Genomic DNA, 20,007 nt, shown 5'->3' on the forward strand with positions numbered 1-20,007 from the left:
ATCAGTTGCCCCTTGTTTGTCTGGCCTTTTTGGCCCGCAGCATTTGCATCAGCTTTCGCGCCATGCCTGGCTTTTCGACCTGGTGGGCGCGGGCAATGGCCAGCGCGCCGTCCTCGACGTCCGATGTGATCACCGACCCCGAGGCTGTCATCGCCTCGTTGCCCACGGACACAGGCGCCACCAGCATGGTGTTCGACCCGATAAAGGCGCGCGCGCCGATATGGGTGTGGTGTTTCAACACGCCATCATAGTTGCAGGTGATGGTGCCGGCACCAATATTGGCCGCAGCGCCCACAAAGGCATCGCCGATATAGCTCAGGTGGTTGACCTTGGCGCCGGCGTCGATGGTAGCATTCTTGATCTCGACAAAGTTGCCGACCCGCACGTCTTCGGCCAGCTCGGCACCGGGGCGCAGGCGGGCATAGGGGCCAATGACCCCGCCGCGCGCCACATGGCACCCTTCCAGATGCGAAAACGCACGGATGCGGGCGCCGGACTCGACGGTCACTTCGGGGCCAAAAAACACATGCGGTTCGATCACCGTGTCGCGCCCGATGAAGGTGTCATAGGAAAAATAGATGCTGGACGGGTCCAGCAGGGTCACGCCGTCCTCCATCGCAGCCGCCCGCGCGGTCTGCTGGAACAGCGCATCGGCAGCGGCCAGTTCGGCGCGCGAGTTGATGCCCAGCGTTTCCGCCTCCGGGCAGGTGACGACGCCGGCACTCAGACCACGCGCACGGGCCAGGCCGATGATGTCGGTCAGGTAAAACTCGCCCGCCGCATTGTCGTTGGTCACATCATCCAGCAGCGAAAACAGCGTCGCCGCGTCACAGGCCACCACGCCCGAGTTGCATAAGCTAATCGCACGCTCGGCCTCGGTGGCGTCCTTGAATTCCACAATCGCGTCAAGGGTTTCGCCGTTCATCTTCAACCGGCCATAGCGGCCCGGATCAGCCGCCTCGAAGCCCAGCACAACCACGTCCTGCGCCCCCCGCGCCGCGATCATCGCTTCCAGCGTCTCGGGGCGCACGAAAGGCGTGTCGCCATACAGCACGATCACCGTGCCCTCGAACCCGTCCAGCGCCGCGCGGGCCTGTTGCACCGCATGGCCGGTGCCCAGCTGTTCTTCTTGCACGACGACCTGCACGTCTTCGTCGTAGTCGCGCACCGCCTGGCTCACCGCTTCGGCACCGTGGCCTGCGACGACCACCATGCGCTCGGGTTCCTGCGACCGTGCCGCTTGCAGGGCATGCACCAGCATGGGCGCGCCTGCGATGGGATGAAGGACCTTGGGGATGTCCGAATTCATCCGTGTGCCTTTGCCTGCGGCAAGGATGACCGTCGCGATGCTCATGCCAAATCTCTTTGTGTTCTTGGTGTGACCGTTTTATCCATCTTGCCAAGCGGCGCAACCGTCGGCCCCATCAAACAAGATTGCTGGCCGTAACACGAACAATGACAGGACGGCAATGATCCGCCCATCAGGAGACAGGCATGACATCGGTAATCTTTGATCTAGACGGCACTTTGGCAGACACCAGCGGCGATCTGCTGGCCGCCGCGAACGTGTGTTTTCGCGACATGGGGGCGGGTGACGTGCTGACGGTGGCCGATGCGGGGGCGGCGCTGCGCGGCGGGCGGTCGATGCTGACGCTGGGCCTGCACCGCATCGGACGGTTCGACGAGGCGCTGGTCACCAAATACTACCCCGTGCTGCTCGAGGCCTATGACGGCGCGATTGACCATCACACGGTGATCTACCCCGGCGCGATGGAGGCTGTGGCCGCGATCAAGGCCGATGGCATCGCTGTGGGCATCTGCACCAACAAACCCGCCGGGCTGGCCGAAAAGCTGCTGCAATCGCTGGGGGTGCGTGATGCTTTCGCCTCGATGATCGGGGCCGACACCTTGCCCGTGCGCAAACCCGATCCCGCGCCGCTGTTCGAGGCGGCGCGACAGGCGGGCGGGTCCGAACACTGCATCCTGATCGGCGACAGCGACACCGACCGCAACACGGCACGGGCGGCGGGCGTGCCGTCGGTTCTGGTCACCTTCGGCCCCTCGGGCGAGGATATGGCCGCATTGAACCCCGAAGCTTTGTTGAACGATTACGCCGACTTGCCCGCACTGGCGCGGCAGCTTCTGCGCGGCGAGGCTGCCGCATGACCGAGGTGTTCAAGGGCAGTTTCACCCAGCAGGAACCGATCCCCGAGGCGGGCATCGAGGCCGCCGTGCGCGTGATGCGCCACGGGCGTCTGCACCGCTACAACACCGTGGGCGAGGAAGTGGCCGAGGCCGCGATGCTGGAACAGGAGTTCGCGGCTTTGGTCGGTGCGCAATACTGTCTGGCGGTGGCCTCGGGTGGCTATGCCATGGCCACGGCGCTGCGGGCGGTGGGGGTGAAACCGGGCGACCGTGTGCTGTCCAATGCCTTTACGCTGGCGCCGGTGCCGGGGGCGATTGCATCGCTGGGGGCTGTGCCGGTCTTTGTCGGTGTGACCGAGGATCTGACGATTGATCTGGACGATCTGGACGCCAAGGGCGACACCGCCGACGTCCTGCTGCTCAGCCACATGCGCGGGCATATCTGCGACATGGACCGGCTGATGCAGATCTGCGACCGCCACGGCATCCGGGTCGTCGAGGATTGCGCCCACACCATGGGGGCCGCGTGGAACGGCGTGCCCTCGGGACGGCACGGGGTGGTGGGCTGTTATTCCTGCCAGACCTACAAACATGTGAACGCGGGCGAGGGCGGCCTGTTGGTGACCGACGACCCGGATATCGCGGCGCGCGCGGTGATGCTGTCGGGCAGCTACATGCTGTACGAACGGCATCTGGCCGCACCGGACGCCGAGGTTTTCGCCGAGCTGCGCTATACCACGCCCAATATCTCGGGCCGCATGGACAACCTGCGCGCCGCCATCCTGCGCCCGCAACTGGCCAATCTGGACACGCAATGCGCCCGTTGGAACGACCGCTACAAGGTGCTGGAAGACGGTGTGCGCGGCACGCCGGGGCTGAAGATTGTCGAACGGGCAGCGGTCGAGCGCATTGTCGGCTCGTCCTTTCAGTTCCTGCTGCTGGACTGGAAGGCAGACGACATTCTGGCAGTGCTGAAACGCTGTGCCGCGCGCGGGGTCGAGCTGAAATGGTTCGGCGCGCCCGAACCCACCGCGTTCACCTCGAAATACGACAGCTGGCGCTATGCTGCCGCCGAAGCCATGCCCGCCACGGATCGCGTGCTGGCAGGCATCGTGGACATGCGCGTGCCGCTGACGTTCACGCTGGACGACTGCGCGCTGATCGCGCGGATCATCCGAAGCGAAGTGTCGGCGGTGTTTCAGGCGGCTTGAGCCTAGCCTCTGGCTGTCCCAAGTCGCATGCGGGAAAAGAACGGGGCCGTTCGTGTCTGGCGCGGCGAACGGCGGGAATGAGCCTAGAGTCACCGATGCTGCGCGCTGCATGAAGGTCCGCCTCCACGACTTCTGTATTGACTTAGAGTTACTCTAAGTCGTTATCGACGGTTTAGAGGAGCAAACGCGACGATGAGAATTGCAGAGGCTGCGGAGGCGTGTGGACTATCCGCACATACGATCAGGTTCTACGAGAAATCAGGAATGCTACCTGAGATAGTGCGCGGCGCAGATGGGCATCGTCACTTCACTCGGCGGGATGTTGAATGGCTAACCTTGCTTTATTGGCTTCGCGAAACGGGAATGCCGCTGAAGCAGATGCGCCGTTTCACAGAGCTTGCGAAGGCGGGCGATGCCGGAATCGCTGAAAGGCGGCAAATCCTTGCAAACCATTCCGATACGCTGAAGGCCAAGCGCGCCGTGATTGAAAAATGCGAAAGCGTTCTGGCAATCAAAGTCGCCAGTTATGGCCCTGTGGAAGACGAGGATACTTCATGAAATTCGCCTATTTGATCGAACCCCCTTTCAATTATATCGACACCAACGGCGACGTGACGGGCTGCGACGTTGAATTAGCGCGGCATGTATTCCAAGAACTGGGGATTTCCGATTTCGAGCCGGTCGAGACTGAATTTGCTGAACTCTTGCCCGGTTTGGTCGATGGTCGCTGGCGGATGACCACCGGACTGTTCGGAACGGATGAACGACGACAGTCTGCGCAATTCACCCGACCGATCTGGGCGCTACCGGACGGGCTGCTTGTGGGTGATGGCAATCCGATGGGTTTGACCGGCTACAGATCACTTGCGAGCAGCAGAGATGCTCGACTGGCCGTGATCCGTGACCAGTTTCAGCACCGTTCTGCCGTGGAGTTCGGCGTGAGTGATCAGCAGATAGTAGTGTTCGAAACATACACAGAAGCTGCCAAGGCTGTGCGCGATGGCGCAGTAGACGCATATGCCAGTGTCGGCAGGGCGCACAGTGGATTCATTGAACAGCATGCGGATTGGCAATTGGATCTGGTTCTGGTGTCGGCAGACGAGAAACCGCCAGCATTCGGGTCATTTGCGGTCAGTTGGAACGACACCGGTTTGCTCAATGATGTCGATGCTGTCCTGTCAGAATTTCTAGGATCGGATGCCCACAGACAAATGGTTGCCGCATTTGGTTTCTCGAATGCCGAAGTGGATTTGGTGACCATCTGATGTCTGTGAAGCGGACATTCTCTGCTCGCCTGTCAACGGCAGCTCCGTCCGCTCACCGGACCTTGGCGCATCCCGTTCCGAATGTCCGGTGTTGGATCGGACATGCCTGGCATGCGACACCAGCCATCACTCCGCCCCGTAGAGCGGCACCGTGGACATGCTGACCTTGGCACTGCCCTCGGTCAGTTCGCGGGCGTGGGCAACATAGATCAGCGTCTGGTTCGCCTCGTCAAAGATCCGCTTCACCCGCAGCGATTTGAACACGATGGACCGCGAGGTGCGGAACACATCCTCGCCCCCCTCGCTGCGGTCGATGTCACCGATCTTGATCGGGCCGGTCTGGCGGCAGGAAATCGACGAATTCGACGGGTCCTCGAACCAGTTGCCATTGGCCAGCCGGTCGATCAGCCCACGGTCGAAATAGGCGATGTGACAGGTCACGCCGCTGACCTCCGGGTCGGGGATCGCCTCGATCACGATGTCGTTGCCCGCCCAGTCGACGCCAATCTCGCCCACTTGTTCAGCCAGCGCCGCGCCGCTGATCCCCAGCGCCGCGACGGTGATCCATGTGCCCAGACGGTTCAAAACGTCACAACCCCGTGGTCGCCCATATCGGGCTTGGCGTCGGTCAGGTTGGCCTTGGCGATCTCGAACAGGAACTTCGCGCCGCCGTCGGTGGCCCAGACTTCGGCCTTGGACAGTTTCATCCGCACCAGGCAGACATCGGGGTCTTTCTGACCGCCTTCGAACCAGGCATCCGCGACGGGCGACCACAGGTCATCCAGCGTCTTGGGGTCGGTCACGACGTCCAGCGCGCCCTCGACCGTGGCATAAAGCTTGTTGTGCTGGCAGGCGACCAGATAGGTGGCCGCACTTCCCTTCTTGGCGGCATCGGCAATGTCGGTGCCGTGGGCCGTGATGAACCACAGCGCGGTGCGGTCATCGTCATGCAGCGTGTGCGACATCGGGCGGGCGCGGTCGCTGGGCGTGGCCAGCATCCCGGCATTGATGTCGCCGATGCGGTCCCAGAATGTCTCTTTCAATTCGGATTGAGGGGTATGGTCTTTCATGGCGTGTCTCCTGTTTCCTGAAGTGTCGGCACACCAACGCCCGATGACAAAGCTTGTTCCATGGCGGCGATGGTGATCAGACTTGACCAGACAGGCGGCAGGGATGTAAGTAATGAACAAGCGTTCAATAACGGGAGGGATGCGCCGATGTTTACCCATTCAATGACCTTCGATCTGGGCGAGGATGCCAACAGCCTGCGCGAGATGGTGCACCGCTGGGCGCAGGAACGGGTCCGCCCGATGGCGCATCAGATCGACCAGAGCAACACATTCCCCCCAGAGCTGTGGACCGAGATGGGCGAGCTGGGCCTGCTTGGCATCACCGTCGAGGAGGAATTTGGCGGATCGGGCATGTCCTACCTTGCGCACACTGTCGCGGTCGAAGAGATCGCGCGCGCCTCGGCTTCGGTCTCGTTGTCCTACGGCGCGCATTCGAACCTGTGCGTCAACCAGATCAAGCTGAACGGCACGCCTGCGCAAAAGGCGAAATACCTGCCCGGTCTGGTCAGCGGCAAGCACGTGGGCGCCCTGGCGATGTCCGAACCCGGTGCGGGCAGCGACGTGGTCAGCATGAAGCTGCGCGCCGAAAAGCGGAACGATCACTTTCGCCTCAGCGGCAACAAATACTGGATCACCAACGGCCCCGACGCCGACACGCTGGTGGTCTATGCCAAGACCGACCCCGATGCCGGCAGCCGGGGCATCACCGCCTTCCTGATCGAAAAGGATATGGTGGGCTTTTCCACCTCACCGCATTTCGACAAGCTGGGGATGCGCGGCAGCAACACCGCCGAGCTGATCTTTGATGGCGTCGAAGTGCCGTTTGAAAATGTCCTTGGCGAAGAGGGCAAGGGCGTTGCCGTGCTGATGTCGGGTCTGGATTACGAACGCGTCGTTTTGGCGGGCATTGGCCTTGGCATCATGGCCGCCTGCCTGGACGAGGTCATGCCCTATGTGTCCGAACGCAAGCAATTCGGCCAGCCCATCGGGAACTTCCAGCTGATGCAGGGCAAGATCGCCGATATGTACACCGCGATGAACAGCGCGCGGGCCTATGTCTACGAGGTGGCGCGTGCCTGCGACCGTGGCACCGTGACACGGCAGGATGCGGCGGCCTGCTGTCTTTATGCCTCCGAACAGGCGATGGTGCAGGCGCATCAGGCGGTGCAGGCGCTGGGCGGGGCAGGGTTTTTGTCCGACAGCCCCGTCAGCCGTATCTTCCGCGACGCCAAGCTGATGGAAATCGGCGCGGGCACCTCGGAAATCCGCCGGATGCTGATCGGGCGCGAGTTGATGGGCGCGATGGCCTAAGGCGGCACGCGGGGAGGGGGCGCAAATGGACCGGCTGTTGGACCTTGGTACGAAAGAGACGGTGCTGCACGCCAGCCTGCCTTTGCTCGTCGAGGTGCTGGAATGGATCGCGGCGGGCATTGACCTGTTCGCCATCCTGCTGCTGGTCATCGGGGCGCTGCGGTTCATGGTGGGGTTCATCCGTGCCGAACTGCGCCGCGACAGCCGCCAGCGTCTGCGCACCTCGAACCGCGCACGGCTGGAACTGGGCAATTACATCCTTGCGGGGCTGGAGCTGTTCATCGTCTCGGACGTGATCCACACCGCGCTCAGCCTTGCCGCAACCGACCTGATTTTCCTGCTGCTTCTGGTGATCATCCGCTCGATCACCTCGTATTTTCTGGACCGCGAGCTGTCGGAGCTGCGGCAAGAGCTGGGCGATGATCCGCGCTAGGCCCGCATCCCTGCGGCCACGCTGGCTGTATTGGATGCCGCTGGCGGTGGTGACGGTCTGTGGGGCGCTGTGGCTGTTCCGGCTGGGCTGGATCGCGGCGCATGTTGATGAAAGCGCGCTGCTGGACCACTACGCGCGGTTTTACGTGGCCGAAACCGGAGAGGGCGCGCGGCTGAGCGATTGCGTGGGGCGACCGGGACAGGGCGACGGTGTGCGGCTGGTAATCAGCTGCACGGCACCGGACGGCGGCAAACGGGTCTACGCGATTGGCCGCTTTGGCGGGCTGTTGGAACAGATTCCCGCGTCAGGGGACGCGTCGAAAACATAAGGGGCCGCGTTAGGCCGTTGGACGACAAACAAAGGATTGAAAATGCTTTTGAAACGAACCCTGATCGCGGCCATTCTGGCCGGCCCCGCTGCCCCTCTGGCGGCGCAGGAGCTGACGTTCAACACGGAAATCACCGCATCCTGCGTGGCGCATGCCCCCGATCTGGCAGGGCAGATGGCCTGTGTCGGCGCATCTGCCAACGCCTGCATGGAGGACACGCCCGGTGGCTCGTCCACCGCAGCGATGTCGGGCTGTCTGGACCGCGAGTTGCAGTATTGGGATGCCAAGCTGAACGAAAACTATAGCAAGGCCCTCAAGCGGGCACGCGAAGCGGATGAATATGTCGATGGCACGCCTTCTGCAACGGCGCTGCGCGAGATGCAGCGGGCGTGGATACCCTTCCGCGACGCGACCTGCGATTACGAACGCTCGCATTGGGGCGGCGGCACCGGTGGTGGCCCTGCTACGTATGGGTGCCTGATGCGGCTGACCGGGCAGCAGGCGCTGTATCTGGTCAACAGCGGGATTGGTGAGTGACCACTCTGCCCAACATAGCGCGGACCTGTCTGGACCATGACCCGCAGGCGGTGGCGATCATCGACCTGTCGGACGGGCCGCGCCGTGATGTGCGCTATGGCGAGCTGGCCAACAGGGTCGACGGCATCGCGCGCTATCTGGCACGGCACGTTCAGGCGGGCGACCGTGTGGGCGTGCTGCTCAGCCAAACGCCATGGTGCGCAGCGGCGCATCTGGCGATCTGGAAGGTCGGGGCCATCTCGGTGCCGCTGTTCAAGCTGTTCCAGCGCGATGCGCTGGCGTCCCGTATCAACGATGCCGGTGCTGCGCTGGTGCTGACCGATGCCGAAGGGGCGGCGTTGCTGAGCGATCTGGCAACCCCGGTGATCGCCGCGACCTGCGGTGTCGCGGGTGGACCGGTGGACTATGCGCCGGGCGGGACCGATGTGCCCTGCGTGCTGATCTATACCTCGGGCACCACCGGCACGCCCAAGGGCGCGCTGCACGGGCACGGCGTGCTTGAGGGACATCTGCCCGGTGTCAGCGCCAGCCACGACCATCTGGGCCAGCCGGACGATTGCCTGTGGACACCCGCCGACTGGGCGTGGATCGGCGGGCTTTTCGATGTGCTGATGCCGGGGCTGCGGCTGGGGGTGCCGGTGGTTGCCGCCCGTATGCCGAAATTCGACGTGGACCGCTGCGCGCAGATCGTGGCCGAGGGGCGCGTGCGCAATGTGTTCTTTCCGCCCACGGCCCTGCGGATGCTGAAAGCGGCAGGGGCAAAGCTGCCCGGCCTGCGCACCGTCGCCAGCGGCGGCGAGCCGCTGGGCGCGGAAATGCTGGCCTGGGGGCGGGATGCCTTTGGCGTGCAGATCAACGAATTTTACGGCCAGACCGAATGCAACATGGTCGCCAGCAGCTGCGCCGCCGATTTCCCGCCGCGCCCGGGATGCATCGGCAAACCGGTGCCCGGCTTTGACATCGCGGTGATCGACGACGCGGGCCAGCCCACCGACGCAGAGGGCGACATCGCCATCCGCCGCGGCGCGCCCAGCATGATGCTGCGCTATTGGCAGCGGCCCGAAGCGACGGCAGAAAAGTTTCGCGGCGACTGGATGCTGACCGGCGACCGTGGCCTGTGGGAAGGCGACTATCTGCGGTTCATAGGCCGCGAGGATGACGTGATCACCTCGTCCGGCTACCGCATCGGCCCCGCCGAGATCGAGGATTGCCTCATGACCCATGGGGACGTGGCGACCGTCGGCGTGGTCGGCAAACCCGACGCGCTGCGCACCGAGATCGTCAAGGCCTATGTGGTGCTGAAAGACGGGGCCACGGCGACCGAACAAAGCTTGCAAGACTATGTCAAGGCGCGTCTGGCGCAATATTCATACCCGCGCGAAATCGCATTCGTCGATGCGCTGCCGATGACGGTGACGGGCAAAGTGATCCGCAAGGCGCTGCGTGCGCAAGCGGTGGCAGAAACTGGGAAAGGGACGGCATGAAACTGACGTCACAGATTTTGACTTCTTCGGCTGATTTCAAAGCCAACCAGCAGGCGCACGAGGCGGCCTTGCAACAGATCCAGGAGGCGGCGCAGGCGGCCACGCTGGGCGGCGGCGCGCGGTCGCGTGAGCGGCATGTGAAACGCGGCAAGATGTTGCCGCGCGAGCGTGTGGCGAACCTGCTGGACCCCGGCAGCCCGTTTCTGGAGGTGGGTGCCACAGCCGCCCACGGCATGTACGGTGGCGATGCCCCCGGTGCGGGTGTCATCACCGGCATTGGCCGGGTGATGGGCCGCGACGTGATGGTCGTGTGCAACGACGCCACGGTGAAGGGCGGCACCTATTACCCGATGACGGTCAAGAAACACCTGCGCGCGCAGGAGATTGCCGAGGCGAACCATCTGCCCTGCATCTACCTGGTGGACAGCGGCGGCGCGAACCTGCCCAATCAGGACGAAGTGTTTCCCGACCGTGACCACTTTGGCCGCATCTTTTTCAATCAGGCGCAGATGAGCGCAAAAGGTATCCCGCAAATCGCTGTCGTGATGGGATCATGTACTGCGGGCGGGGCTTACGTGCCTGCCATGTCCGACGTCACCATCATCGTGCGCGATCAGGGCACCATCTTTCTGGCCGGCCCCCCGCTGGTCAAGGCCGCAACGGGCGAGGTCGTCACAGCCGAGGATCTGGGCGGCGGCGATGTGCACACGCGCCTGTCCGGCGTGGCGGACTATCTGGCCGAGGATGACACACATGCGCTGGCTCTGGCCCGCCGCGCGGTGGGGTCGCTGGAAGGTGCCGCGTCGCGTCTGACGACCGATCCCGTCAGCTACGCCGAACCGGCCTATGATCCGTCGGAACTGCTGGGCGTGGTCCCTGCGGACGCGCGCACGCCCTATGACATCCGCGAGGTGATCATGCGGCTGGTCGATGGCAGCGTGTTCGACGAGTTCAAATCCCGTTTCGGCGAAACGCTAGTCTGCGGCTTTGCCCATGTCAAAGGCACGCCCGTGGGCATCATCGCCAACAACGGGGTGCTGTTCTCCGAAGCCGCGCAAAAGGGCGCGCATTTCGTCGAGCTGTGTTCGCAGCGGAAAATCCCGCTGGTGTTCCTGCAAAACATCACCGGCTTCATGGTGGGCCGCAAATACGAAAACGAAGGCATCGCGCGCCACGGGGCCAAGATGGTGACGGCCGTGGCGACAACCTCGGTGCCGAAAATCACCATGCTGGTCGGCGGATCGTTCGGGGCGGGCAACTATGGCATGGCGGGGCGCGCCTATTCGCCGCGTTTCCTGTGGACATGGCCCAACAGCCGCATCAGCGTCATGGGCGGCGCACAGGCGGCGGGCGTGCTGGCCACGGTCAAACGCGACGGCATGGAAGCGCGCGGCGAGACATGGAGTGCCGAAGACGAGCAGGCGTTCAAGCAGCCCACGATTGATATGTTCGAGGAACAGTCGCACCCGCTTTATGCCAGCGCGCGGCTGTGGGACGACGGGGTGATCGACCCGCGCAAAAGCCGCGACGTGCTGGACCTGAGCCTGCGCGCCAGCCTGAATGCGCCGATTGCCGACACGCGCTTTGGCCTGTTCCGGATGTGATCCGGCGCGAACAAGGAGACAGGAAATGGCAGAACTGAAAGACGTCCAGGCCCGCTATCCCGGGGCGGAAACCTTTTCCTTCGGGGACACGCCCGCGTTGATCGCCGATCTGACGGCGCTGGTGCGCTCCGGGGCAAAGCGTGCAACCTGCACCGCGCGTGTCGAAGTCGAAGCCGGACAGGAACAGATGCCGGTGATCGGGCGGCGCGACATTGCGCTGGATGCCGATGGCCGTCCCGCACTGGTGATCGAGACCAAGGAGCTGGTCGAAACCACCTGGGCCGACATGCCCGCGCATATGGCGCTGGCCGAGGGCGAAGACGACACGCTGGAAAGTTGGAAGGCCGGGCACCGGCGCTACTACGAGCGCAAGGGGATATTCTCGGAAGACATGGTGCTGATCTGGGAGCGCTTCGAGGTGGTCGAGGAATTCTGACCGGTCGGGGTGCAGCCCCGCCAGACCTGAGGCGAGAAATTATGAACAAGGACGGGAATGATGTTTGACACGATCCTGATTGCGAACCGGGGCGAGATTGCCTGTCGGGTGATGGAAACGGCGCAGGCCATGGGGGTTGCCTGTGTGGCGGTCTATTCGGATGCCGATGCGGGGGCCAAGCACGTGGCGATGGCCGACCGCGCCGTGCACATTGGCGGGTCGGCCCCGTCGGAAAGCTATTTGCGCGGCGATGCGATCATTCGCGCGGCTTTGGAGACGGGCGCGCAGGCGATCCATCCCGGCTATGGGTTCCTGTCCGAGAACCCCGATTTCGTCGAGGCGGTTGAGGCGGCGGGGCTGGTGTTTATCGGGCCATCCGCCAAAGCGATCCGCGCGATGGGGCTGAAAGACGCCGCCAAGGCGCTGATGGTCGAGGCAGGCGTGCCGGTCGTTCCCGGCTATCACGGGGCGGACCAATCGGACGATCTGCTGGCGGCAGAGGCTGACAAGATCGGCTATCCGGTGCTGATCAAGGCCGTCGCGGGCGGCGGCGGCAAGGGGATGCGTCAGGTCGAGACGCCGGAGGGCTTTCAAGAGGCGCTGGCCTCGGCCCGGTCCGAAGCCAAGACCGCCTTTGGCAATGCCGATGTGCTGGTTGAAAAATTCGTCAGCAAACCGCGCCATATCGAGGTGCAGGTCTTTGGCGACGGCAGCCGTGCGGTGCATCTGTTCGAACGCGATTGCTCGTTGCAGCGTCGCCACCAGAAGGTGATCGAAGAGGCACCGGCCCCCGACATGACACCCGAGATACGCGCCGCCATGGGCGCGGCGGCTGTGCGCGCCGCCGAGGCCATCGGCTATGCCGGTGCGGGCACGGTGGAATTCATCGTCGACGGGTCGGACGGGCTGAACGCCGACGGGTTTTTCTTTATGGAGATGAACACGCGGTTGCAGGTGGAGCATCCCGTAACCGAGGCGATCACCGGCGTCGATCTGGTGGAATGGCAGTTGCGCGTCGCGGCGGGCGAGACTTTGCCCGCCACACAGGAAGAACTGGGCATCAGCGGCCACGCCTTCGAGGCGCGGCTCTATGCCGAGGATGTGCCGAAGGGCTTCCTGCCCGCGACCGGCACGCTGACGCATTTGCAGTTCCCCGATGGGTGCCGCGCCGACAGCGGTGTGCGGGCGGGCGATGTGATCAGCCCGTTTTACGATCCGATGATCGCCAAGGTGATCGTGCACGGCCCCACCCGCGACGTGGCACTGGCGCGGCTGCGCGCCGCACTTGCGGGCACGCAGGTGGGCGGCACGGTGACCAACCTTGCCTTTCTGGGGGCGCTGGCGGGCCACAAGGGCTTTGGCCGGGGCGAGGTGGACACCGGCCTGATCGCACGTGATCTGGACGATCTGGTGGCGGCTCCGCAGGCCGCGCCGCGTCACGCGGTGGCGGCAGGGATGGTGACGCTGGGGCTGGACCGGCCCGCTGCCGACACGGGCTTTGCCCTGTGGGCACCGCTGCGGCGCAGCCTGACGCTGGTGCATGACGGCGCGGACGTTGCCCTGACGGTGGATGTCTTGGGGCCAACGGCGCAGGACTGGACCGTGGACGGCACGCCGGTCGCGGTACGCCGCGTTGGCGCATTCTGGCAGATCGACGGACAGGCGGCACCGGATGTGGCGCAGGCAGGGGCGCAGCTCACCGTCTTTGACGGCTATGGACTTGCCTATACCGTGGTTGATCCGCTGGAACGCGCCAGTGCCGCAGGCGGCGATGGCAACCTGATCGAGGCACCGATGCCGGGGCTGGTGCGGGCGCTGTTCGCCAAGGCGGGGCAGGCGGTCAAGGCGGGCGAACGGCTGGCGGTTCTGGAGGCGATGAAGATGGAACACAGCCTGCTGGCCATCCGCGACGGCGTGGTGGCCGAGGTGCTGGTGGAAGAGGGCGCGCAGGTCGAGGCCGGCGCGGCACTGGTGCAATTGGAACCGGAGGCCTAGGCTGGTTTCGAGCAAGGGAGGAATTGCCATGAGTCTGGGTGCCTGTGAGATTTTCGAAGTCGGTCCACGCGACGGATTGCAGAACGAATCCAAAGAGATATCGGTGGCCGACAAGGTCAAGCTGGTCGATATGCTCAGCCGCGCCGGTTTCAGCCGCATCGAATGCGCGTCCTTCGTCAGCCCCAAGTGGGTGCCGCAGATGGCAGGCAGCGCCGAGGTGCTGGCGGGAATCACCCGTGGCGACGGCATCCGCTATGCGGCGCTGACCCCCAACATGCGCGGGTTCGAGGATGCGCAGGCGGCGGGCGCGGACGAGATCGCGGTTTTTGCCTCGGCCTCGGAAGGGTTCTCCAAGGCCAACATCAACGCGACCATCGCGGAATCGCTGGAACGGTTCGCCCCGATGATCGAGGCGGCGCGCCACATTGACCTGCCGGTGCGGGGCTATGTGTCCTGCGTGGTGGAATGCCCCTATGACGGACCCGTCGCACCGCAGGCGGTGGCCGATGTGGCCGACAAGCTGTTCGGCATGGGCTGTTACGAGATCAGCCTGGGCGACACCGTTGGCAAGGGCACGCCCGACGCGGTGGCGCGGATGCTGCTGGCGGTGCGTGACGTGGTGCCTGCGGGGCGTCTGGCGGGACATTTTCACGACACGAACGGGCGCGCGATGGATAATATCGACGCGGCACTGGCGATGGGGTTGCGCGTGTTCGACGCGGCAGTGGGTGGCTTGGGAGGATGTCCCTATGCCCCCGGCGCGTCGGGCAACGTGGCGACCGAAGCGGTGGCGGCGCATCTGAAACGGCTGGGCTATCAGACCGGGCTGGACGCGGATGTCATTGCCGAGGCGGCGGCCTTTGCCCGCAGCCTGCGCAGCTGAAGACGTACGAAAAGGACAGGAATATGTACAAGACGATTTCGATCGACGTGGACGCACGCGGTGTGGCCACGCTGACGCTGGACCGCGCGGAAAAGCACAACGCGATGTCGGCGCAGATGCTGGCCGACCTGACAGACGCGGCGGCGGCGCTGGGCGCGGATGATGCGGTGCGGGTGGTGGTGCTGACCGGCGCGGGCAAATCGTTCTGTGCGGGCGGCGACCTGGACTGGATGCGCGAACAGATGGCCGCCGATCCCGAGACACGGGCGCGTGAGGCGGGGAAGCTCGCGCATATGTTGCAGGCGCTGAACACGATGCCCAAACCGCTGATCGGCAGGGTGCAGGGCAATGCATTCGGCGGTGGCGTCGGCATGGCGTCGGTCTGTGATGTGGCCATCGGTGCGGACCATCTGAAGATGGGCCTGACCGAAGTCCGCCTGGGGATCATCCCGGCCACCATCGGCCCCTATGTCATCGCCCGTATGGGCGAGGGGCGGGCGCGGCGGGTGTTCTTTTCCGGCCGCCTGTTCGATGCTGCCGAGGCGGTGGAACTGGGCCTGTTGGCGCGGGTGGTGCCGGCGGATGATCTGGCCGCCGCCGTTGAAGCAGAGGTGCTGCCCTATCTCAGCACGGCCCCCGGCGCCGTTGCCTCGGCCAAGGCGCTGGCGCGCAGTCTGGGGCCGCGCATTGATGCGGGGACCATCGACATGACCATTCAGGCTCTGAAAGACCGCTGGGAAACAGAGGAAGCCGCCGAAGGCATCGGCGCGTTCTTTGACAAGCGCAAGGCGGCGTGGATGGGGTGAGGGCCGACGGCCTTGGTCGCGGACGGGGACTTGCGGACAGGGTGCGCGTTGCCCGTCGTGGCTCGTGGCATCCCTATCCCTTGCTTGATCTCTGCGGCCTGGTTTGACAAACCTCCCGCATGCGCCATCTGGTTAAAGTAACCGGCACACATCCAAAGCGGACGCGTCCCACTGCCTGTCGGGCATTGGCCCCCGCTGACCCATCCACATAGCAAAGGAGCGCTTTATGGCACTTCACTGGATCGCACTCCTGATCATCCTGCCCTTCGCGGTGGCGTTTATCTACGCGGGCATCCATGAATATCTGCGCTACAATTCCGAAGGCAAGGCAAGTTACGGGCTGGTCTACAATGAAGAGACCGGAACCACCCACGTCACCGGCATTGCCGAGGACGAAGAGGCCTATGACCCCGAGGACTTTGATCCCAACGACTATAACAATCCCGAGGCCAGGAGCGACCCCGAGGATGAGGACAGGGACAAATCCTGAGCCGCACAGGGGACGGGGGGCAAAGGGCGCGCCAAACTGCCCGCCTCTCGGTTGACCCCGCCGCAAGTGCCGCGTAAACCTGCACCAATCTCCGGGGCCGCGCGATCTGGTGCGCCGGCAAAGCAAAGGAACCAAACGTGGACGAGATGCTGCGCGAATACCTTCCGATTCTGGTGTTTCTGGCCGTTGCCATTGCACTGGGCCTGATTCTGATCCTCGCCGCGCTGGTCATTGCCGTGCGCCGTCCCGACCCCGAAAAGGTCAGCGCCTATGAATGCGGGTTCAACGCATTCGACGATGCGCGGATGAAATTCGATGTGCGGTTCTACCTGGTGTCGATCCTGTTCATCATCTTCGATCTGGAAATCGCATTCCTGTTTCCCTGGGCCGTCGCGTTCAAGGACATCAGCATGACAGGTTTCTGGTCGATGATGGTTTTCCTGGGCGTCCTGACCGCAGGATTTGCCTATGAGTGGAAAAAAGGCGCACTTGAGTGGCAGTGATCCACGGGTAAGCCAGAGTTGAAAAGCCGCCCCGCACGGGCGGCTTTTGTCATTTCAAGCAAGCAGAGGGATTAACGGTTTATTCTGCAAGCACCCCATCGAACGGGCCTGCTTTTTCCGGGGGGACATGCGACCATGTCGCGTTGACGCTCTGGCAGGGCTGGGCTACACCCGAGAACAACATGCGGGTCGGCGGAAATTCGCACCCCGTCATCCCGACAAAACGCTGGAGCGAAGCGCATATGTCAATTGCCACATCACCGAACGCTGCGGGAGCCGACCGCGAGGTCGCAACCCAGAGCCTGAACGCCGAGTTGCAGGACAAGGGCTTTCTGCTGACCTCGACCGAGGATCTGATCAACTGGGCCCGCACCGGCAGCCTGCACTGGATGACATTCGGTCTGGCGTGCTGCGCGGTCGAGATGATGCACACGTCGATGCCACGCTATGATCTGGAACGGTTCGGCACCGCGCCGCGCGCGTCTCCGCGCCAGTCGGACCTGATGATCGTGGCGGGCACGCTGACCAACAAGATGGCACCGGCCCTGCGCAAGGTGTACGACCAGATGCCCGAGCCGCGTTATGTGATCTCGATGGGCTCCTGCGCGAATGGCGGCGGCTATTATCACTACAGCTATTCGGTGGTGCGCGGTTGCGACCGCATCGTGCCGGTGGACATCTACGTGCCGGGCTGCCCGCCCACGGCCGAGGCGTTGCTGTACGGGATCATGCAATTGCAGCGCAAGATGCGCCGCACCGGGACAATCGTGCGGTGATCGGTGTCATGGCCAATACAATGCGCGCCTTCGAAACGTGGCGTGGGCGGAGAAAGCTTTTGGCGAACCCCAAGCCCGCCCGGGAGCGCAGGCGCGAGATCGAAGAACGGCTTGCTGTCATGGCCAGGCAGTCGGGCGGACTGGACGGGATATGCGAAGTGGCGTTCACGGCCCGGTTCAACGATGCAACCAGCGCGTTGTGCATTCAGGCCGAGGTCGAGCAGGGCATACCCGGTGCCGTTGCCGAAGTGACCAAAACCGACCCGACCGTGATCAGGGTGCAGTTCGAAATGAAGCCCGATGCGCGCGCCATCGCCGGAATCGAGGCGCATCTGATCCACTTCACCACGTTGATGGGCGGGCCGGGCGCATATTGGAATGAGGGCGAAACGAGGCCCTTATCGGAAGGAACAACGAGATGAGCGAAGCCCTGAACGAACTTGGCGCCTACATCGAAGCCAAACGCCCCAACTGCGTTCTGTCCTGGGACGTCAGCCACGGCGAGCTGAACGTGGATGTCACGCCCAACAACATCGTGGGGCTGGTCGAATTCCTGAAGAACGACGCGACCTGCCGGTTCTCGTCGCTGGTCGACATCACGGCGGTGGACTACACGGGCCGCGCCAAGCGGTTCGATGTGGTTTACCATTTCCTCAGCATGTACCAGAACCAGCGCATCCGCCTGCGGGTGTCGGTGCGCGAGGATGCGATGGTGCCGTCGATCACATCCGTGCACCCGTCGGCCGACTGGTTCGAGCGCGAGGTTTTCGACATGTTCGGCATCCTGTTCTCGGGCCATCCCGACCTGCGCCGCATCCTGACCGACTATGGCTTTCGCGGCTATCCGCTGCGCAAGGATTTCCCGACGACCGGCTACACCGAGGTCCGCTATGACGAGGCGCAAAAGCGCGTGGTCTACGAACCCGTCAGCCTGGTGCAGGAATACCGCCAGTTCGATTTCATGTCCCCCTGGGAGGGTGCCGAATACATCCTGCCGGGCGATGACAAGGTCGCGCCGGACGGACACGTGAGCAAGGATGCCAAGTGATGGGTGGCGTCTGGTGGCTGATACTGTCGGCGCTGACGATCATTCCGATGATCAAGCTGCTGCCGTTCTTTGGCATCAATAAATACTGGTCTGCGGTCTGTCTGATCCCGTTCGGCACCATTGCGTTGCTGTGGTGGATCGGGATGCGCCTGCAAGAGCTGGAGAAACGCTGATGGGCGACCAGTATTTTCAGGCGGACTGGTACTATTCGACATCTGCTCTTTTTGCGATGTTGATCCTTTTGACTCTGTTTGCGCTTCCCGCCCGCGTCATTCAGAAACGACATGGCTATCCGGTGTGGACGTTGGTGTTTTGCCTCGTTCCATATATGGGCCCCTACATACTGCTCTGGGCGTTTGCCACTTCCGAGCCGCGTAAGATTGAAGAGGATTTATCATGATGGATGGCTCCAAAGGTTTCGAAGACGCCCTGACGGGCGAGCAGAAAATCCGCAACTTCAACATCAACTTCGGGCCTCAGCACCCGGCGGCACACGGCGTGTTGCGGCTGGTGCTGGAGCTGGACGGCGAGATTGTGGAACGCTGCGATCCGCACATCGGCCTGCTGCACCGTGGCACCGAAAAGCTGATGGAAAGCCGGACGTACCTGCAAAACCTGCCCTATTTCGACCGGCTGGATTATGTGGCCCCGATGAACCAGGAACACGCCTGGTGTCTGGCCATCGAAAAGCTGACCGGCGTCGAGGTGCCGCGCCGTGCCTCGCTGATCCGGGTGCTGTACTCGGAAATCGGGCGCGTGCTGAACCACCTGCTGAACGTGACCACGCAGGCGATGGACGTTGGCGCGCTGACCCCGCCGCTGTGGGGCTTTGAAGAGCGCGAAAAGCTGATGATCTTTTACGAGCGGGCTTGCGGTGCACGTCTGCACGCGGCCTATTTCCGCCCTGGCGGTGTGCATCAGGACCTGCCCGATGCGCTGCTGGACGACATCGAACAGTGGGCGCATGAATTCCCCGCCGTTCTGGCCGACATCGACGGGCTGCTGACCGAAAACCGCATTTTCAAACAGCGCAACGCCGACATTGGCGTGGTGACCGAAGATGACATTCTGGAATACGGCTTCTCTGGTGTGATGGTGCGCGGCTCTGGCCTGGCCTGGGATTTGCGCCGGTCGCAGCCCTATGAATGCTACGACGAGTTCGATTTCCAGATTCCGGTGGGCAAGAACGGCGACTGCTACGACCGCTACCTTGTGCGCATGGAAGAGATGCGCCAGTCGGTCAGCATCATCAAACAGGCCATTGCCAAGCTGCGCGAAGCCACCGGCGACGTTCTGGCGCGCGGCAAGATCACCCCGCCCAGCCGGACGGACATGAAAACCTCGATGGAAAGCCTGATCCACCACTTCAAGCTTTATACCGAAGGGTTCCACGTGCCTGCTGGCGAAGTGTACTGCGCCGTCGAGGCCCCCAAGGGCGAATTCGGCGTTTATCTTGTGGCCGATGGCAGCAACAAACCCTACCGCGCCAAGATCCGCGCGCCCGGGTTCTTGCACTTGCAGGCGATGGACCACATCAGCCGTGGCCACCAGCTGGCCGATGTCGCCGCGATCATCGGCACCATGGATGTCGTGTTCGGAGAGATTGACCGGTGATGTTGTCCCCGGTCATCCCTGCACTTCATCTTGCCCGTAAAACTCCCGCCGGAGGCTCCCACCTCTGC

At 63.5% G+C, this 20,007-nt stretch carries 25 protein-coding genes; 22 read left to right on the forward strand and 3 right to left on the reverse strand.

From position 1 onward, the window contains the following. Position 1: 1 nt before the first annotated feature. Entirely contained in the window at positions 2 to 1,354 is a 1,353-nt protein-coding gene (glmU, locus tag BUC08_RS01375; protein ID WP_037921316.1) for a bifunctional UDP-N-acetylglucosamine diphosphorylase/glucosamine-1-phosphate N-acetyltransferase GlmU, read from the reverse strand. Between the two features lie 140 nt (positions 1,355 to 1,494). Between glmU and BUC08_RS01380 the strand changes: the two genes are divergently transcribed. From BUC08_RS01380 to BUC08_RS01395, 4 genes are all read left to right on the forward strand, one after another. Next, a complete protein-coding gene (locus BUC08_RS01380) occupies positions 1,495 to 2,166 on the forward strand; it encodes an HAD-IA family hydrolase (RefSeq protein ID WP_037921313.1) in 672 nt (223 codons plus the stop codon). Beyond that, positions 2,163 to 3,356, forward strand: a complete 1,194-nt coding sequence (locus BUC08_RS01385; RefSeq protein WP_037921311.1) for a DegT/DnrJ/EryC1/StrS family aminotransferase — start codon at positions 2,163 to 2,165, stop codon at positions 3,354 to 3,356. The genes BUC08_RS01380 and BUC08_RS01385 overlap by 4 nt, the downstream gene beginning before the upstream one ends. A gap of 192 nt (positions 3,357 to 3,548) precedes the next feature. Further along, entirely contained in the window at positions 3,549 to 3,914 is a 366-nt protein-coding gene (locus BUC08_RS01390) for a MerR family transcriptional regulator (RefSeq protein ID WP_037921309.1), read from the forward strand. Beyond that, a complete protein-coding gene (locus BUC08_RS01395) occupies positions 3,911 to 4,621 on the forward strand; it encodes a transporter substrate-binding domain-containing protein (protein WP_073194093.1) in 711 nt (236 codons plus the stop codon). Before BUC08_RS01390 ends, BUC08_RS01395 begins: the two co-directional genes overlap by 4 nt. Before the next feature lie 126 nt (positions 4,622 to 4,747). On the opposite strand, the gene BUC08_RS01400 is transcribed toward BUC08_RS01395, so the two are convergent. Next, on the reverse strand, positions 4,748 to 5,197 hold the full coding sequence (locus tag BUC08_RS01400; RefSeq protein ID WP_037922141.1) for a CreA family protein: 450 nt from the start codon (positions 5,195 to 5,197) through the stop codon (positions 4,748 to 4,750). 5 nt (positions 5,198 to 5,202) lie between these two features. Then, on the reverse strand, positions 5,203 to 5,691 hold the full coding sequence (locus BUC08_RS01405) for a pyridoxamine 5'-phosphate oxidase family protein (RefSeq protein WP_037921307.1): 489 nt from the start codon (positions 5,689 to 5,691) through the stop codon (positions 5,203 to 5,205). A 147-nt stretch (positions 5,692 to 5,838) separates the two neighbouring features. On the opposite strand from BUC08_RS01405, the gene BUC08_RS01410 reads away from it, so the two are divergent. From BUC08_RS01410 to BUC08_RS01490, 18 genes are all read left to right on the forward strand, one after another. Then, positions 5,839 to 7,002 (forward strand): isovaleryl-CoA dehydrogenase, encoded by a 1,164-nt coding sequence (locus tag BUC08_RS01410; protein WP_037921305.1) that lies wholly within the window; start codon positions 5,839 to 5,841, stop codon positions 7,000 to 7,002. A 25-nt stretch (positions 7,003 to 7,027) separates the two neighbouring features. Next, positions 7,028 to 7,435 (forward strand): DUF1622 domain-containing protein, encoded by a 408-nt coding sequence (locus tag BUC08_RS01415; RefSeq protein ID WP_037921303.1) that lies wholly within the window; start codon positions 7,028 to 7,030, stop codon positions 7,433 to 7,435. Next, positions 7,422 to 7,763 carry a hypothetical protein gene (locus tag BUC08_RS01420; protein ID WP_051693877.1) on the forward strand — a complete coding sequence of 114 codons (342 nt, stop codon included), beginning with the start codon at positions 7,422 to 7,424 and terminating at the stop codon, positions 7,761 to 7,763. Before BUC08_RS01415 ends, BUC08_RS01420 begins: the two co-directional genes overlap by 14 nt. Positions 7,764 to 7,805: 42 nt before the next feature. After that, complete coding sequence (locus tag BUC08_RS01425) at positions 7,806 to 8,300, forward strand: lysozyme inhibitor LprI family protein (RefSeq protein WP_224769734.1); 495 nt, start codon at positions 7,806 to 7,808, stop codon at positions 8,298 to 8,300. Then, positions 8,297 to 9,784 carry an AMP-binding protein gene (locus tag BUC08_RS01430; RefSeq protein ID WP_051693875.1) on the forward strand — a complete coding sequence of 496 codons (1,488 nt, stop codon included), beginning with the start codon at positions 8,297 to 8,299 and terminating at the stop codon, positions 9,782 to 9,784. Before BUC08_RS01425 ends, BUC08_RS01430 begins: the two co-directional genes overlap by 4 nt. Continuing rightward, positions 9,781 to 11,388, forward strand: coding sequence for a carboxyl transferase domain-containing protein (locus BUC08_RS01435; RefSeq protein WP_037921301.1), 1,608 nt, complete (start codon positions 9,781 to 9,783; stop codon positions 11,386 to 11,388). The genes BUC08_RS01430 and BUC08_RS01435 overlap by 4 nt, the downstream gene beginning before the upstream one ends. 25 nt (positions 11,389 to 11,413) lie before the next feature. Further along, a complete protein-coding gene (locus BUC08_RS01440; RefSeq protein ID WP_037921299.1) occupies positions 11,414 to 11,824 on the forward strand; it encodes an ASCH domain-containing protein in 411 nt (136 codons plus the stop codon). A gap of 60 nt (positions 11,825 to 11,884) precedes the next feature. Then, positions 11,885 to 13,819 carry an acetyl/propionyl/methylcrotonyl-CoA carboxylase subunit alpha gene (locus tag BUC08_RS01445; RefSeq protein WP_037921297.1) on the forward strand — a complete coding sequence of 645 codons (1,935 nt, stop codon included), beginning with the start codon at positions 11,885 to 11,887 and terminating at the stop codon, positions 13,817 to 13,819. A 28-nt stretch (positions 13,820 to 13,847) separates the two neighbouring features. After that, the gene (locus BUC08_RS01450) at positions 13,848 to 14,702 is read left to right on the forward strand and encodes a hydroxymethylglutaryl-CoA lyase (RefSeq protein ID WP_037921295.1); all 855 of its coding nucleotides are present in this window, start codon (positions 13,848 to 13,850) and stop codon (positions 14,700 to 14,702) included. A gap of 23 nt (positions 14,703 to 14,725) precedes the next feature. Then, on the forward strand, positions 14,726 to 15,508 hold the full coding sequence (locus BUC08_RS01455) for a crotonase/enoyl-CoA hydratase family protein (RefSeq protein ID WP_037921292.1): 783 nt from the start codon (positions 14,726 to 14,728) through the stop codon (positions 15,506 to 15,508). A 226-nt stretch (positions 15,509 to 15,734) separates the two neighbouring features. Continuing rightward, positions 15,735 to 15,998 carry a hypothetical protein gene (locus tag BUC08_RS01460; RefSeq protein WP_037921290.1) on the forward strand — a complete coding sequence of 88 codons (264 nt, stop codon included), beginning with the start codon at positions 15,735 to 15,737 and terminating at the stop codon, positions 15,996 to 15,998. A 137-nt stretch (positions 15,999 to 16,135) separates the two neighbouring features. Beyond that, the gene (locus BUC08_RS01465) at positions 16,136 to 16,501 is read left to right on the forward strand and encodes an NADH-quinone oxidoreductase subunit A (RefSeq protein WP_028956106.1); all 366 of its coding nucleotides are present in this window, start codon (positions 16,136 to 16,138) and stop codon (positions 16,499 to 16,501) included. A 242-nt stretch (positions 16,502 to 16,743) separates the two neighbouring features. Further along, a complete protein-coding gene (locus BUC08_RS01470; RefSeq protein WP_028956107.1) occupies positions 16,744 to 17,277 on the forward strand; it encodes a NuoB/complex I 20 kDa subunit family protein in 534 nt (177 codons plus the stop codon). 20 nt (positions 17,278 to 17,297) lie between these two features. After that, entirely contained in the window at positions 17,298 to 17,699 is a 402-nt protein-coding gene (locus tag BUC08_RS01475) for a hypothetical protein (RefSeq protein WP_143186653.1), read from the forward strand. Further along, positions 17,696 to 18,325 carry an NADH-quinone oxidoreductase subunit C gene (locus BUC08_RS01480; RefSeq protein WP_037921286.1) on the forward strand — a complete coding sequence of 210 codons (630 nt, stop codon included), beginning with the start codon at positions 17,696 to 17,698 and terminating at the stop codon, positions 18,323 to 18,325. The genes BUC08_RS01475 and BUC08_RS01480 overlap by 4 nt, the downstream gene beginning before the upstream one ends. Next, on the forward strand, positions 18,325 to 18,498 hold the full coding sequence (locus tag BUC08_RS24735; RefSeq protein WP_037921284.1) for a hypothetical protein: 174 nt from the start codon (positions 18,325 to 18,327) through the stop codon (positions 18,496 to 18,498). Before BUC08_RS01480 ends, BUC08_RS24735 begins: the two co-directional genes overlap by 1 nt. Next, a complete protein-coding gene (locus BUC08_RS01485; RefSeq protein WP_037921282.1) occupies positions 18,498 to 18,725 on the forward strand; it encodes a hypothetical protein in 228 nt (75 codons plus the stop codon). The genes BUC08_RS24735 and BUC08_RS01485 overlap by 1 nt, the downstream gene beginning before the upstream one ends. Further along, positions 18,725 to 19,939, forward strand: a complete 1,215-nt coding sequence (locus BUC08_RS01490) for an NADH-quinone oxidoreductase subunit D (protein WP_037921279.1) — start codon at positions 18,725 to 18,727, stop codon at positions 19,937 to 19,939. Before BUC08_RS01485 ends, BUC08_RS01490 begins: the two co-directional genes overlap by 1 nt. Positions 19,940 to 20,007: the final 68 nt, after the last annotated feature.

Origin of the sequence: Pseudosulfitobacter pseudonitzschiae, from assembly GCF_900129395.1 — a bacterium.
In the GTDB taxonomy this organism is placed as follows: Bacteria; Pseudomonadota; Alphaproteobacteria; order Rhodobacterales; family Rhodobacteraceae; genus Pseudosulfitobacter; species Pseudosulfitobacter pseudonitzschiae.